The following is a 13,070-nucleotide window of genomic DNA, read 5'->3' on the forward strand; positions in this document are numbered from 1 at the left end:
TCACGATGATAAGAAGGGGAAGGGAATGGATTGGTATCTCGACATACTGAAAAACAAGTACGCGATGTTCGGCGGGCGTGCGCGGCGCAAGGAATACTGGTACTTCGTGCTGTTCAACCTGTTGGCGAGTATCGCGCTGGGCGTCATTGACGGCATCACCGGTACCTACAGTGATGATGCCGGTATCGGGCTCCTCGGTGGTATCTATGCGTTGGCGGTGTTCATTCCCACAATCGCGGTGGCTATGCGCCGCCTGCACGATACGGGCCGCTCGGGATGGTGGCTGTTGCTGGCCTTGATTCCTGTGCTGGGCTCCCTTGTGCTGCTGGTGTTCTTCGTCTTCGACAGTGAGCCGGGTGACAACCAGTACGGTCCGAATCCGAAAGTCGCTCAAGGCTTGCCAGTTTAAGTACAGGCTGGAGAGCTCTCCGGGGCATTTCGTAACACAGCAGACCTCGCATCTGACGATTTATCAATTGTGGGACGCCACGCAGCAGAGATTGACCCCCGTGATCACGCCTTTCAATGATCTGATATGCCCGCTGGACAGCTTGCCGCTCACCGCCAGCCACGCGAGCTGGCGCTGCCCCAGCGGGCACAGCTTCGATATTGCCCGGCGCGGCTACGTCAACCTGCTCGCCGTGCAGAACAAGCGCTCCCGCGACCCGGGTGACAGTCAGGCAATGGTCGCGGCGCGCTCGCGTTTCCTCAACGCGGGACATTATCAGCCGCTGGCTGCTGCAGTTGCGCATCAGGTACTGGAATCCGCGTCCACTACCGCGCCTCTGAGCTGCATTGATGCCGGTTGCGGTGAGGGCTACTACCTGCGTGAGCTGGCCCGGGCTGCCGGTAGGGCGCAGCCGTTGACACTGGGTGGCGTGGATATTTCCAAGTGGGCCGTGCAGGAGGCTGCACGGCAGGACAAGCGCATGGCATGGATGGTGGCCAGTAACGCCGGCCTGCCCGTCGCGACCAGCAGTGTGGACAGGCTGCTTTGTTTGTTCGGGTTTCCCGTTTATGCGGAATTTGCACGTGTGCTCAAGCCAGGGGGTGAGCTGGTCATTGCGGAGGCCGGCCCGGCCCACCTGTACGCACTGCGCGAAGTCATTTACCCCGCCTTGAAGCCATCGCCTGTGGCGAGGCGGGTGATTCCCGAGGGTTTTTCCCTGCAGGCTGAGGAAACGGTGCAGTTCGATGTGGCGCTGGAGGGCGGCGAGGCGATAGCGGATTTGCTGGCCATGACGCCACACATGCATCGCGCGTCTCCGGAGGGACGAGCCGCCGCCCTGGCCTTGACTGCACTGCGGCTGCGTGTGGATGTGCACTTGCTCCGGTTGGTGCGCGAATAATCAGCCCACGGGGCTTCAGGACGGTGCAAACGGCGCCAGGGCGGCTATGGTCTGGCTCCCGCTTGGCATAGAATACCGGCATCAGACATCGCGAAGAGCGGTGCGCCTGTTCTCTGCCAAGCGAGTGAGTATATGACTGATGTAATTACTGTTCCCGTCTCCTTCGGTGAAGTGCTGGACAAGATCACCATTCTGGAAATCAAGTCCGAGCGCATCAGCGACCCCGCCAAGAACGCCAACGTCGTCACCGAGCTGGAGGCCCTGAACGGTATCTGGTTGGCCGCTGTGGCGGATGAGTCGCACATTGCTGAACTGCGGGCACAACTGAAGGCGGTCAACGAGTCGCTCTGGGTGATTGAGGACGATATCCGCGACTGTGAACGTGCACAGGATTTCGGTGCCACGTTCATCGAGCTGGCGCGCTCGGTTTACTTTACCAATGACAAACGTGCGGCTCTGAAAAAGTCTATCAACCTGGCGTTGGGTTCACGCTTTGTGGAAGAGAAGTCCTATCAGGATTATACGCAGTAGCGCAGGCAATCGAGTGGTAGGCGCGCAGCTGCCAGCGGTGCTCCGGCGCGCAACCTGATAGCAAACCCCTAGACCGCTGGCGTGGAATGGGCCTGCACCCATTGGTCCAGTTTCGCCGTCGCATCCGCGACAGTCACCAGTTCCATCGCTCCGGCCACTTCCACTTTGGTGCCCCAGCGGGTCTCATCAACACGGCTGCTGCGGAATTGTCGCAGTGCTTCGGGATAGCGGTTTACACACCAGTGCAGGGAGTTGTAGGGGCCTGAGCGCAGCGGGTTGCTGGCGGCGAACAGGCCCAGCACGTCGGTCCCCATGCTACTGGCAATATGTGCGGGGCCAGTATCGGGCGCCACCAGCAGGTCGGCTCCCGCCAGCAGGGCAGTGAGCTGTTTCAGTGTGTCCTGGCCACAGATGTTGTGTGCGGTGTTGCGCATGGCGGCGGCAATAGCGGCACAGGTTTCGCGCTCGAAGGGTGCGGGGCTGCCTACCAGAATCACGTGCATGCCGTGCGTGTCCATGGCGTGATCGGCGAGTGCGGCGTAATGTGCCACCGGCCAGTTGCGCAATGGGTGACTCGAGCAGGGGCTGATGACCAGGTTGCGCCGGTCCTGTGCCAGGTGCTGTTGGGCAAATACGCGGTCTTGCTCGCTCAGCGGAATCTCCCAGCGCGGCGCCGCTGGCTGCAAGCCCAGGGGTTGCAGAAAACTCGCCAGACAGTCGCGCACGTGTTGGCTGCGCGCGGGCGGGATGCGCCGGTTGATGCACAGGCCGTGGCCATCCTTGCTGCGCGCGCGGTCGTAGCCAACCCGCAGGCGGGCCCTCACCAACAGGGACACGAGATTGGCGCGCGCTGCCACCTGCATGTGCAGCAGCGCATCGAAGCGCCGGCCGCGCAGGCTGCGCCAGAGCTCGCGGTAACCGCGCCAGCCGGCACGCTTGTCGAACACGATGAACTCCACGCCGGGCAGGTCGCCCAACAAACGCGCCTCGAGTTTGCCGATGACCCAGGTCAGGCGCACGCCCGGCAGCTGCTGTTGCAGGCTCAGCACAACGGGCACCACGTGGGTGACATCGCCCAGCGCCGACAGGCGCAGCAAACAAATGGATTGTGGTTTTGGCGACATGGCGGAATCCAGACGCAGTAGAGCTCTGTGCGTCATCATTGCTACACTGCGCGCATTCTATCCGAGTCGCCCGCCGCGGTCTGCACCACTGCCGTTGGCTGCGGTGGCTGGTACCGAGGACGTTGACGGCCGTGAGCGGCGTGACAGAGCACATTGTTTCCGGGGATGGCTCCCTGCTGCTGTGCAATCCGGCGATCGACGGCGTACAGGTGGCCTGGCTGGACCCGCAGTTCTGGGGTGAGCGTGCGCGTCCGGTAGCGGTCGGTGGGCGTGGTGGTGCCAGTTTTGTGGAGGCCGATATTGGTGAACTGGTGTTGCGACAGTATCTGCGTGGTGGGTTCATGGCGCGTATAGCGCACCGCAGCTACGTGTTTACCGGTTTCAGTCGCTGTCGCTCGCTGCGGGAATTCCGGTTGCTGCAGCGCCTGCGTGAGCTGGGGTTGCCGGTGCCCGAACCGGTGGCAGCGCTGGCGGAGCGCAGCGGCCTGTTCACCTGCCGCGCGGCCATTTTGCTGCGCCGCATCCCCGGGGCATTGCCGTTGCCGGCATCTCCGGCTCTGCATGAGCCGCAGCTCTGGCAGCGCGTGGGCGCGCAACTGGCAGCGTTTCATGCGGCGGGCCTGGATCATGTTGACCTGAACTGTGACAACGTGCTGCACGCCCCGGATGGCATCTGGCTGATAGATTTCGATCGTTGCCGGCTGCGGCCCCCGGCGCGCCGTTGGCAGCGGGCCAATCTGGAGCGTTTGCAGCGTTCGGTTGTGAAGCGTTGTGGAGAGTTATCAGCGCAACAGCGGGAGTCACTCTGGGCACAGCTCTTGCGCGGGTATCAGGCGGCCTGCGAGTGATGAAAAGGCGTCAGGAGAGACGATGAAAGTATTGGTGACCGGCGCCGCCGGGTTCATTGGGTGTGAAACGGCACTGCAGTTGTTGGCACAGGGCCACGAAGTGGCCGGCATCGACAATCTCAATGATTACTACGATGTCACGCTGAAACAGGCTCGCCTCGCGCGCTTGCGCAGTCAGCCCGGTTTCAGCGAAGCGCTGTTTTGCCTTTCTGATGCAACGCGCCTCCGGGAATGGTTCAGCCACTTTCGCCCGGATGCCGTGATTCACCTGGCGGCACAGGCCGGGGTGCGCTATTCGCTGTCACACCCACAGGCCTACCTGACCTCTAACCTGGTGGCCTTTGGCAACATGCTGGAATGTTGCCGGCACTTTCCGGTCGAACACCTGGTTTACGCCAGCAGCAGCTCGGTCTATGGCAGCAATACCCGCCAGCCCTTCAGCGTCAGCCACAGCGTGGATCATCCGGTGTCGCTCTACGCCGCAACCAAGAAAGCGAACGAGTTGATGGCCCACTCCTACAGCCATCTGTACCAGCTGCCGACAACCGGTTTGCGTTTTTTTACTGTCTACGGGCCCTGGGGCAGGCCGGATATGGCACCGATGATTTTTTGCCGCAAGATTCTGGCCGGGGAGCCACTGGACGTATTCAACCACGGGCAGCACCGCCGTGACTTCACCTTTATCGACGACATCGTCGACGGAATTCTCGGCGTGCTGGCCAGGCCCCCCGAGCCGAATCCGGCGTGGGATGCCATGGCGGCTGATCCTGCAACGTCCAGCGCACCCTACCGTATCTTCAATATCGGCTGTGAGAGTCCGGTGCACTTACTGGAGTTTATTGAGCTGCTTGAGCAGCGTCTGGGGCGCAGCGCAGAGAAGAACATGCTGCCGATGCAGCCGGGGGATGTGGCGGAGACGTATGCCGATGTCAGTGCCCTGCGTGAGCTTACCGGCTACGCTCCGCGTACCGGCGTTGCCGACGGCGTAGCGCGGTTTGTCGACTGGTATCTGGATTATTACGGGGCTGCAGCCAGCCGCTCCTGATACCAGGCATAGGTGTTTACCGCCGTCTGCTCGGCGTTGAATTCGCGTTCGATGCGCCGGCGCGCGTTGTCAGCGCGCTGCGCCGCAGCCGCGGAATCTTCCAGCGCGTTGCGCATAGCGGTTGCGAGTGCGGGGGCGTTGCGTTGCGGCACCAGCAAACCGGTTTCTCCATCTGCGACCAGCTCCCGGGTGCCACCGGCGTCGGTGGCGACGACGGGCGTTCCCACGGCCATGGCTTCAATGACGACCCGCGGCAGGCCTTCACCACTTTCCGAGGCCGATACCAGCAGGTCGGCGGCGCTGAGGATCCGGGTGACGTCATTGCGGTAGCCGGTGAAGTGTATGCGCTCGGGGTGCTGGCAGCGTGCGGCACGCTCGCGAACCGCGGCATTGCTGTCTACGGAGCCAATCAGCAACAGATGGCTGTGCAGCGCGGATGGCAGGGCGTCAAACGCCTCCAGCAGCGTGAGTGCCCCTTTTTTGGCGCTGTTGCGGCTGATGCAGCACAGTGTTTTTGCTCCCTGCGGTATACCCAGGTCAGCCAGCACCGCCGGCTCCACGTTGTACCAGGCAAGCTCGTGTCCCTTGTGGATTGCCTTGAGTTTCTCGGGAGGCAGTCGCAGCCAGAGGAAACGCACGTCAAGCAGTGCGTCGCGAATGGCGTGAGCAACACACATGATGCCGTCAAGGCGCGGGTTGAGGAAGGTCATCCAGGCTTCCGGCTTGCCATACCCGACACCGGTTGTGACGCCGCGATAGGCGAGCAGGCGCGCACGATGGCGACGCGCAGCTCGCAGCATGCAGGTCACGGCGCGCGAGTTGAACGCCTGCACGATATCGTAGTCGCCCTGGTAGACCGTCTCGCGGATCAGCGCGGTTGCCTCGCGGTCGAAGCGACCGCTGATTTTGAGGGGAATCACCTCCAGCCCCGCGTCGAGGAGCAGGCCGTGGTAGCGCCCCGCCGGGTTACTCATGACCGCGAACTGCTCCATGCGCTGGGCGAGGCGAATGAACAACTCCGTTTCCGGGCGATCGGCACAATCGGTAATGCAAAGTGCTTTCATGGGCCGGGTCCTGTGTCGGCGTTGGAATCCGCGGGAGCACCTGCGCTATAGTAACGGCGCGGTTGGCGGCCCCGGTGGGTCGGCGTTTACCACAATGGCCACGCAGATCGACGAGAGTATACACAATGATTTCATCGGCACGAGGCCAACAGCTGCTGGCGGGCCTGGCGGTCGCCGGGCTTGCCGGGTCCCTGCTCTACTCCAGCCTGTTGTCCGCCGCCGTTTTTCTGCTCGCACTGGCCGCTGCACTGCCTGCGCTGCGCCGACGGCTCCACGCCAGCGGGTGGGAGCGCCCGCGGGAACTGCGCCTGCTGCATTTCGCCTGCTGGTTTCCCGTAGCGGTTTTTCTGTGCTTCTGGCTCGCCAGCGGTTTTGATTACCGCGCGCTGAAGGAGCTCGATGGGCCGGCCCGCCTGTTGCTGTTCTGGCCCCTGGTGCTGACGCTGTGCTGGTCGACTCTGGGGGCCCGTCACCTGTTTGCGGGCTTTGCGCTGATGGCCCTGGGTGCGACTGTGCATGCCGCGGTGAGCATGTGGCTCGGAGGGCCGCCTTCGCCGGGTGAGCCGTTGCGGGCGGGCCTCTGGTTGAACCCCATTACGCTCGGCAACCTCTCGCTGCTCGCAGCCGCCGTGTTGTTGTCCGCCGCGCTGTACTGGCAGCGTTTGCAGCAGCCACGCTATACCGGTCTGGCGCTCGCGTTGGCGGCAGCCGCACTGGTCGCCGCGCTGCTCACCCAAACCCGCAGCAACCTGCTGGCACTGCCCCTGCTGCTGGCCGTGTTACTGCCGTTGATGGGCGCGCGTCAGCGCGTGCTTGCCGTACTCGCGGGGCTGGCCTTCCTGGCGCTGACCGTCGCCGGCAATGACCGCTTTCTGGAAACCGTTACCAGCCTGCAGGCGGGTGAATTCGATGTGCAGACCGCCTCGCGGCTGGCGATCTGGCAGATTGCCTGGGGTGAGTTTGTCGGCCACCCGTGGCTCGGTGGAGGGCTCAATGCTTACCACGATGCGGTACAGGCGGCGGCTGTGGCGGGCACGTTGCCGCAACCCGATTTCGTGCTGGACTGCTGCACCAGTCATGCGCACAACGATCTGCTGCAAAGTCTTGCCACCCGCGGTCTGCTCGGGGGATTGAGCTGGTTGCTGTTGCTGGTGATACCGGCAACGGTATTTGCACGCCATCTGCGCGCACCGGAGCCGGCGGTCGCCTTTGTGGCCTCAGTGGGCGTGTTGCTGCCGGTTGGCTACGCAGCGTTTGGCCTGACCGAGGCTGTGTTTTCCCGCAGCCTGTTTATCACGTTCTATCTGCTGACGCTGGCTGCCTGTGGTGCGGCGCTGGTGACAGAACTGCGCCGGGCCTGTCAGCGGCAGCGCAGCGTGCGCGTGTCGGTGATCGTTATCACCAAGAATGAGGAAGAACATATCGGCGCCTGCCTCGCATCGGTGGGGGGTGTGGCGGATGAGATTATCGTGGTCGATAGTGGCAGCGGCGACGCCACCGTGGCCATTGCGCGTGAGCATACAAGCCACGTTATCGAGACCGACTGGCCCGGCTTCGGCATACAGAAACAACGTGCGCTGGAGCGTGCCAGCGGCGACTGGGTGTTGTCGATTGATGCTGACGAGCGCCTGACCCCAGGGCTGGTGGCCGAAATCAATCACGTGCTGGCGGCGCCAACTGTTGATGCCTACTGCCTGCCCTGGGCGGTGACCATCTACGGTACCCGGCTGGATTTCGGCCGCAGTGGTCGCGCGCCGCTGCGGCTGTTCCGGCGCGCAGGGGTACGCTTTTCCGACGCCCTGGTGCACGAGAAGATCCTGCTGCCGGAGGGTCGCCGTGTGCGCACCCTGCGTGGACGGCTGTTGCACTTTACACACCGGGATTTCGGTCACGCCCTGCAGAAGGGTGCGCAGTACGCCTGGCTAGGGGCGCAGGAGAAACACCGTCAGGGCAAGCGCGTGCGGTCCCTGCTGTACCCATCGGCTCGGGGCGTACTGACCTTTGTCCACGTGTATCTGTTGCGGCTGGGCTTTCTCGATGGGCAGGTGGGCTTTCTGTCGGCGGTGCTCTACGCCCAGGTGAGCTTTAACAAATATGCCGGTCTCTGGACGCGGGATCGCCCGCGCTACGGCGCTGACTGAGCGGTCACCGCCAGGGCTTTGCGCAAGCGACGCCGCATCTTCAATTTCCGCCACAGGTTGAGGGGTTTCGCTCTGGGGGTGGGCCCGGTGGCGAGTACTTCGTCCACGGCGTCCAGCACCCGCGCGCTGGAGTGTCCGTCGCGGAAGGGGTGTAGTTCCTCGCACAGAGCACGAGCAGATTCCAGTAGTGCAGGCGGCCTTTCCAGCGCCTGTGCCAGCGCCGGTTCCACCGCTTCCACGTCCTGTACATCCAACAGGTAGGGCCCCGCCATGCGGCTGCGGTAGGTGACCACAGGCCGGTCGAGGAACATGAACTCGAACATGATGGAAGAGGTGTCGCAGAGCATGACGTCGGCCTCGGGCAGCAGCGGCAGCAGATCTGCATTGCTTTCCACGAAGCGCAGGTTGGGCCCGCTCATGGCGCGGTAGCGTTGGACGATCTCTGCGTTCATTTTCGGGTGCAGGGTGACGATGAAGCGCCATTTGCCGGTTGCCGCCAACCTTCCGATAACCCCCGCCAGTGCCGGTGCGGAGGTGATATTGCGACTGAAAGTGGAGGCGAAGAACACCACCGGGGGCTCATCCGTGGCGCGCAGGCGCGGTCCGGCGGGTGCGCCCGCGCTGAACAGGGGGTCCAGCTTGGGCCAGCCGGTGCGGTTCACACGGAAGTGACCGTGCTCGGCGGCCAGCGCGGAAAACTTCGCGGTGTCGGTGGCGGCGTGGGTGCAGTAGAGGTCAAACCAGCCGCGGATCGTGTAGTGATCGCTGGTGTCTTCCGTGGCGTGCCCACGCTTGTTGCGCGCCAGGCCGTGAAAAACCTCCACCTTGATGCCGGGGAGAAAGTGCGGCACCCAGTCGCCCGGCACAAAGGTGGCCACCGCAGGATAGGCACGCGCCTCATCGACTGTGCACAGCAGGTGTTCATCGGGTTGCAGCGGCGCGCTACTGCACCCGGCAACGAACCAGGCAACCCGGCCTCCGCGGCGGCGGATTTCGGCTTGCAGCGGGCGCAGGATGGAATAGGCGTAGGGTTGGTTGACGAAGAACAGGTAGTGGCGCATGCGGCCCCGGGGCTCCGGCTGGTGGAGCGGGCAGTTTAGCACAGGGCCTCAGGGGGCTTGGCGATACGGGTCCGGCTGGCCGGGCGGGCGGTGGCGAAAGCGTTTGTATTCCCACTGGTATTGGGCGGGTGCCTCGCGGACACAGGCCTCCACGGAGCGGTTGAGCGCCGCGGTCGCTACAACGGGGTCCGGATCGGCAATGCCGTCCTCACAGCGTCGCACCACCAGCCGGAAACCGCGGCTGCCAGGCAGACGTTGGCACCAGGTCATCAGGGGCACTGCAGCAGACTTCTGCAGCAGCTTGCTCACCAGCGTCATGGTGCGCACGTCCATGCCGAAGAAGGGAGCATAGGCACTGCCGGCAGCGCGCGGGCTCTGGTCGGGCAGAATGCCCGAGACCTCTCCCTCGCGCAGCAGGCTGATCAGGCGCGCCAGGCCGCGGCGGTCTCCCGGTACCAGCTCCGAGCCGTGTCGGCTGCGACTCGCTGTCATGTAGGCTTCAAATCCCGGCAGTGACGGGGGACTATAGAGCGCAGCCATCCGGTAGCGCGAAGAAAAATACAGGCCGCAAAGCTCCCAGTTGCCCAGGTGCGGCGCGAGCAGGAGTAAGCCCTTGCCGCTCGCTCGTGCCTCTGTGAGCAGCTCTTCGCCCTCGATTTCCTGCACCAGGCCCAGGCAACGCTCTACCGGCCACTCCCAGATCAGCGGAATTTCCATCGCTACGCGGCCCGTGTGTTCCAGGCTTTCACGCACCAGCAGTTTGCGCTCGCGTTCGCCAAGCTCCGGGTAGGCAATGGCCAGATTGATTTGCGTCACGCGGTTGGAACGATTGGGGATGCGCCCCATCAGGCCACCCAACAGGGCGCCGATACGCTGTGCCGTGGCCAGGTTCAGTTTGCCCACCAGCCGGATCAGGCCAATCAGTAGATGTGCGCGTGTCAATGCCATGTGTCGAGTGCCCAAACGGTGCCTGCGGAGGTAAACGCTATCACCCTGGGCGCAGGCATGCTATGCATCCTTGCGGTAGAGGTCGGGGTCCTGTGGGCCGGGGCGGGTCTTGAAGCGCCGGTGCATCCACAGGTATTGTTCGGGGTGGCGGCGCACCTCCTGTTCGATCGTGGCATTGATCAGCGCAGCATCGGCGATGTCATCCCCCGTGGGAAAGTTCTCCAGTGGTGGGTGAAAGTAGATATCGTAGCCGACGGTATCCGTGCGACGAAAGTGACTGAAGGGCAGCACCGCACAGCCGCTGCGCTCCACGATACGCGAGGTCGCCGTGATCGATGCCGCTTCAACGCCGAAGAAGGGCGCAAATACGATGCCCTTGCGGCCGTAGTCCTGATCAGTGGCATACCAGATCGTGCGATTCTCGCGCAGCCGGCGAAGCAGGCCGCGCAGGTCCTTTGCCGAAAGGGCAACACCATAGTGCCGCTCGCGCGCCCGCGTCATCACCGCATTGAGCAGTGCATTGTTGTGGTCGCGCTGCATGACATCGGCCTGGACAAACCGGGTGGCCAGCGTGCCGCACAAATCCAGCGAACTGTAGTGCCCGCCAAGCGCCAGGATACCCTTCCCCTTCTCCAACGCACGGGTCACATGCTCAAGGCCGTGCACACGCGTGACAGGCAGGAAAGCGGCAGGGTTGCGGAACCAGGCGAGGCCGATTTCCAGAATGCCGATGCCGTTGGAATGGAACGCGCGGCGCGCAAGACTCACCTGCTCTGCGCGGCTGAGCTCGGGAAAACACAGCGCAATGTTGACTTCGGCAATATGGCGGCGCCGGGGCAGCGTGCGGTAGGCCAACTCGCCGACGCCTTTCCCTAGCCACCATTGCACGCGCAGGGGAAAGCGCGCCAGCAGCCACATCAGGCCAATCAGCAGCCAGGTTGGCCACCACTTCAGGTGCAGATAACTGCGATACTGCGTATCACGGGTGCGGTGCCGTGTCGTGCTCACGTGGCGACATACTCTGTACGAAATCGGGGCTCAAGTTTAGCAGCCCTGCGGGGACAGGCGGGAATAGTTCCACAGCAGGTGACCCGGGCTTTGGGTAGAATGTGCGCTCAGCCTGTTTTTGGAATCGCCATGCTGCGTGCGTTGTACTCCTTCGTGTTCCGCCTCGCACTGCCCTTCGTGCTGTTGCAGCTGTGGTGGAGTGGTCGAGGCAGTGCCGGGCTTCATGGCAACTGGCGCGAGCGCCTCGGGTGGGTGTCGCCAGCTCCGGTGCCTGTGGTCTGGGTGCACGCAGTGTCGGTGGGTGAAACCATCGCCGCGGCGCCGTTGGTGAACGCGCTGCTGCAGCGTCACCCCGGCTGCCGGATTCTGATGACGGCGATGACCGCCACCGGTTCCGCGCGCGCGCGCGCCCTGTTTGGCGACCGCGTGCAGTACGCCTACTCCCCCTACGATACACCTGGTGCCGTGTCGCGCTTCCTGGACCGGGTGCGTCCTGCGGCATTGGTGATCATGGAAACGGAGCTGTGGCCGAACATGGTCGGGCTCACCGAAGAGCGCGGTATTCCGGTGGTGCTGGTGAATGCGAGGCTGTCGGAGCGCTCGGCGCGGGGCTACCGGCGTATCGCCGGGCTGGTGCACCCGATGGTGGCGCAGCTGGCCTGGATTGCCGCACAGGGCGCTGATGATGCGCGCCGTTTCCGCGCCATTGGCGCCTCGCCCGAGCGTGTATCGGTCACCGGCAGTATCAAGTTTGATGTTGTTGTCGACCAGCGTTTGCGAGCAGCGGCACTGCGTTTGCGCGCGCAGCTGGGAGAGTCGCGGCCGGTGTGGATTGCCGCGAGCACTCACGATGGAGAAGACGAACAGATTCTTGTCGCCCATCGCCAGGTGTTACAGCACCAGCCGGACGCGCTGTTGATGCTGGTGCCGCGTCATCCGGAGCGTTTCGATGCTGTGGCGCAGCGCGTGCAATCGCAGGGTTTTACCCTCACGCGCCGGTCTGCCGGCTCGATAGCCGCCGCTCAGGTGTACCTAGGCGACACCATGGGGGAGCTGCTTCTACTCTACGGCGCCGCAGACATCGCCTTCGTGGCCGGCTCACTGATTCAGCGCGGCGGACACAACCCGCTGGAGCCGGCGGCCTGGGGGCTGCCGGTGCTGGCGGGCCCGCATGTTTTCAATTTCGAGGCAATTTACGCGGCATTGGACGAAGCCGGGGGACTGGTGGCGGTGCAGGGGGCCGAAAGCCTCGCCAGTGCGGTGCTTGCGCTGTTTGCCAACGCGGAGCAGCGGCGGCTAACGGGTGCATGTGCATCGGCCTTGATCGAGGCGAACCGTGGGCCGTTGCAAGCGGTGCTGGAAGGTTTGGCGCAACATCTGCCCGTGCTCAGTGACAACCCCAGAACCTGAGGAGGCTAGAGGCTGCCGAGCAGCGCTTCGCGCAGGGCGGGGCGGCTGGTGTCCGGTGAGAGCCAGATGGCGACGAAATGCTCACCAAAATCAGCATCGTCGATAACGCCCAGTTTCTCGCCGTTGAAGTAGAAGGTGCTGCGGTTGGCGGTGTCGATTTCCAGGGCAATCACGTCATTTTTGCCCACGTCTGGCCACAGGGTGGTGAGCTGCTCCAGCCACTGGTCGCGGCGTTCATGGGACAGCTGCAAGTGGTCCCATTCCTCACCGGTCTGCTCTACCAGCGCCTGTGCGGCGAAATCCCGCAGGTACTGGATCTCCAGCCGCAACGGACGCTGGGCGTTCTCGTAGCGCCCGTTTTCGGTATATAGCCGTGAATCGTACACCGACCAGAACATCACGTTGAGACGCGCCTCGCCGACCAGTTGCAGGTTTTCTGCCGGCGGCGTCGCGGTTGCCACAGGCGTATTGCTGGCGGCAGTCGACACGGCGAGCGTGCAGGCGAGGCTGAGTAAGAGGCTCGTAGACAGGCGTTGCATGT

13 protein-coding genes are annotated in these 13,070 nt (G+C 63.7%); 7 read left to right on the plus strand and 6 right to left on the minus strand.

Features of this window, described 5'->3' with window-relative positions:
- Positions 1-25: 25 nt before the first annotated feature.
- The 3 genes from G533_RS0112775 to G533_RS0112785 all read left to right on the plus strand — a co-directional run bounded on the left by G533_RS0112775 (position 26) and on the right by G533_RS0112785 (position 1,880).
- Positions 26-409 carry a DUF805 domain-containing protein gene (locus G533_RS0112775; RefSeq protein ID WP_027950291.1) on the plus strand — a complete coding sequence of 128 codons (384 nt, stop codon included), beginning with the start codon at positions 26-28 and terminating at the stop codon, positions 407-409.
- Between the two features lie 100 nt (positions 410-509).
- Positions 510-1,349: a putative RNA methyltransferase gene (locus tag G533_RS0112780; RefSeq protein ID WP_027950292.1), complete on the plus strand. Its 840-nt coding sequence runs from the start codon at positions 510-512 to the stop codon at positions 1,347-1,349.
- A 132-nt stretch (positions 1,350-1,481) separates the two neighbouring features.
- Complete coding sequence (locus G533_RS0112785) at positions 1,482-1,880, plus strand: DUF6165 family protein (protein WP_027950293.1); 399 nt, start codon at positions 1,482-1,484, stop codon at positions 1,878-1,880.
- A 68-nt stretch (positions 1,881-1,948) separates the two neighbouring features.
- On the opposite strand, the gene G533_RS0112790 is transcribed toward G533_RS0112785, so the two are convergent.
- Complete coding sequence (locus G533_RS0112790; protein WP_027950294.1) at positions 1,949-3,004, minus strand: glycosyltransferase family 9 protein; 1,056 nt, start codon at positions 3,002-3,004, stop codon at positions 1,949-1,951.
- A gap of 131 nt (positions 3,005-3,135) precedes the next feature.
- Between G533_RS0112790 and G533_RS21930 the strand changes: the two genes are divergently transcribed.
- Both G533_RS21930 and G533_RS0112800 read left to right on the plus strand, forming a co-directional pair.
- Positions 3,136-3,852, plus strand: coding sequence for a 3-deoxy-D-manno-octulosonic acid kinase (locus tag G533_RS21930; RefSeq protein ID WP_035528011.1), 717 nt, complete (start codon positions 3,136-3,138; stop codon positions 3,850-3,852).
- Between the two features lie 22 nt (positions 3,853-3,874).
- Complete coding sequence (locus G533_RS0112800; RefSeq protein ID WP_027950295.1) at positions 3,875-4,897, plus strand: NAD-dependent epimerase; 1,023 nt, start codon at positions 3,875-3,877, stop codon at positions 4,895-4,897.
- Here G533_RS0112800 and G533_RS0112805 read toward each other — a convergent pair.
- Positions 4,870-5,961 carry a glycosyltransferase family 4 protein gene (locus tag G533_RS0112805; RefSeq protein ID WP_027950296.1) on the minus strand — a complete coding sequence of 364 codons (1,092 nt, stop codon included), beginning with the start codon at positions 5,959-5,961 and terminating at the stop codon, positions 4,870-4,872. The two genes, G533_RS0112800 and G533_RS0112805, sit on opposite strands and share 28 nt — an antisense overlap.
- 125 nt (positions 5,962-6,086) lie before the next feature.
- Here G533_RS0112805 and G533_RS21935 point away from each other — a divergent pair, with 125 nt between their 5' ends.
- Entirely contained in the window at positions 6,087-8,102 is a 2,016-nt protein-coding gene (locus tag G533_RS21935; protein WP_051230291.1) for a glycosyltransferase, read from the plus strand.
- Here G533_RS21935 and G533_RS0112815 read toward each other — a convergent pair.
- Genes G533_RS0112815 through lpxL form a run of 3 tightly spaced genes read right to left on the minus strand, consistent with a single transcriptional unit; the run spans position 8,087 to position 11,119 of the window.
- Positions 8,087-9,163, minus strand: a complete 1,077-nt coding sequence (locus G533_RS0112815) for a CDP-glycerol--glycerophosphate glycerophosphotransferase (protein ID WP_027950298.1) — start codon at positions 9,161-9,163, stop codon at positions 8,087-8,089. The two genes, G533_RS21935 and G533_RS0112815, sit on opposite strands and share 16 nt — an antisense overlap.
- A gap of 48 nt (positions 9,164-9,211) precedes the next feature.
- Complete coding sequence (locus G533_RS0112820) at positions 9,212-10,111, minus strand: lysophospholipid acyltransferase family protein (protein WP_027950299.1); 900 nt, start codon at positions 10,109-10,111, stop codon at positions 9,212-9,214.
- A 60-nt stretch (positions 10,112-10,171) separates the two neighbouring features.
- Positions 10,172-11,119 (minus strand): LpxL/LpxP family Kdo(2)-lipid IV(A) lauroyl/palmitoleoyl acyltransferase, encoded by a 948-nt coding sequence (lpxL, locus tag G533_RS0112825; RefSeq protein ID WP_084638979.1) that lies wholly within the window; start codon positions 11,117-11,119, stop codon positions 10,172-10,174.
- 129 nt (positions 11,120-11,248) lie between these two features.
- Between lpxL and waaA the strand changes: the two genes are divergently transcribed.
- Complete coding sequence (gene waaA / locus G533_RS0112830; RefSeq protein WP_027950301.1) at positions 11,249-12,529, plus strand: lipid IV(A) 3-deoxy-D-manno-octulosonic acid transferase; 1,281 nt, start codon at positions 11,249-11,251, stop codon at positions 12,527-12,529.
- A 5-nt stretch (positions 12,530-12,534) separates the two neighbouring features.
- On the opposite strand, the gene G533_RS0112835 is transcribed toward waaA, so the two are convergent.
- Positions 12,535-13,068: a chalcone isomerase family protein gene (locus tag G533_RS0112835; RefSeq protein ID WP_051230292.1), complete on the minus strand. Its 534-nt coding sequence runs from the start codon at positions 13,066-13,068 to the stop codon at positions 12,535-12,537.
- Between the last annotated feature and the right edge of the window lie 2 nt (positions 13,069-13,070).

Origin of the sequence: Haliea salexigens DSM 19537 (assembly GCF_000423125.1) — a bacterium.
Taxonomy (GTDB): Bacteria; Pseudomonadota; Gammaproteobacteria; order Pseudomonadales; family Halieaceae; genus Haliea; species Haliea salexigens.